The organism is Okeania sp. SIO2F4, from assembly GCF_010672385.1.
In the GTDB taxonomy this organism is placed as follows: Bacteria; Cyanobacteriota; Cyanobacteriia; order Cyanobacteriales; family Microcoleaceae; genus Trichodesmium.
The window spans coordinates 1-1,001 of sequence record NZ_JAAHGT010001512.1 but is presented as its reverse complement, the minus strand read 5'-3'; the positions used below and the strand labels follow the sequence as shown (position 1 = coordinate 1,001).

Here is a 1,001-nt window from a genome sequence, read left to right as displayed (position 1 = left end):
TTGGGCGATAGATGCTGTTCCACTTAATTAGTTGAAATTATACCAGTTTCAAAAAATACTGCTACATTAATTTTTTTTGTATTTAGGGAAGACCAGGACCATTACCATACAGGAAAATTAAATAAAGAGCAAGGGTTTTCCCTACTCCCGTACGGGCGATTCGCGAATCGCCCCTACTCCCTTTTTTACTGTAACAACCTTTTTTTTATTTGGTATTATTATGGTACAATACTCCCTGAATATCACCCAAAAAAACACTAATCAACAATATAGATATACTGTAGATTTAGAACAATATTATGAAGATGAGCCAACATTTTTTTTTACCCCAATAGTATGTAATAAAATTAAAAATGAACTAGAAAGCCAGAGTAAGTGTCAAATTAATGATATGCACTTAAAAACAATCATCAAAACTTGGATTCAAGATATAAAAGAAGGATATAGAGACTGCAGTCTTATTCTAGACTTACCTGTAACTAATCATGAGAATATTCACAATATCACAGAATTGGGAAATCAAGAAATTCCCCCACTTATTTATCCAGAGATATCTAATTTAGAACCAAAAATAGGAGCATTACCACCTTTAGATTTTTCTTAAAGGAAGGGAGATGGGGAGGTAGGGAGTAGGTCGGAGGGAGTAGAGTTTTTAGGAATAAGATATTTTTGGTTAATGCCTAGAATCTTTAAAAATATTGATGAACCTTATTTATTACTTAATAACTAAACTTTTAGGGGGTAGGTCGGAGGGAGTAGGTGGGAGGGAGTAGAGTTTTGAGGAATCAGATATTTTGGCTTAATGCCTAGAATCTTTAAAAATATTGATGAACCTTATTTATTACTTAATAACTAAACTTTTAGGGAGTAGGTGGGAGGGAGTAGGTGGGAGGGAGTAGAGTTTTGAGGAATCAGATATTTTGGCTTAATGCCTAGAATCTTTAAAAATATTGATGAACCTTATTTATTACTTAATAACTAAACTTTTAGGGAGTAGGTGG

At 33.2% G+C, this 1,001-nt stretch carries 1 protein-coding gene; it reads left to right on the top strand.

Annotated features, from left to right (window positions below; translation table 11 throughout):
• Positions 1-220 precede the first annotated feature (220 nt).
• Positions 221-604: a hypothetical protein gene (locus F6K22_RS41590; RefSeq protein ID WP_293111076.1), complete on the top strand. Its 384-nt coding sequence runs from the start codon at positions 221-223 to the stop codon at positions 602-604.
• The last annotated feature ends 397 nt before the right edge of the window (positions 605-1,001 follow it).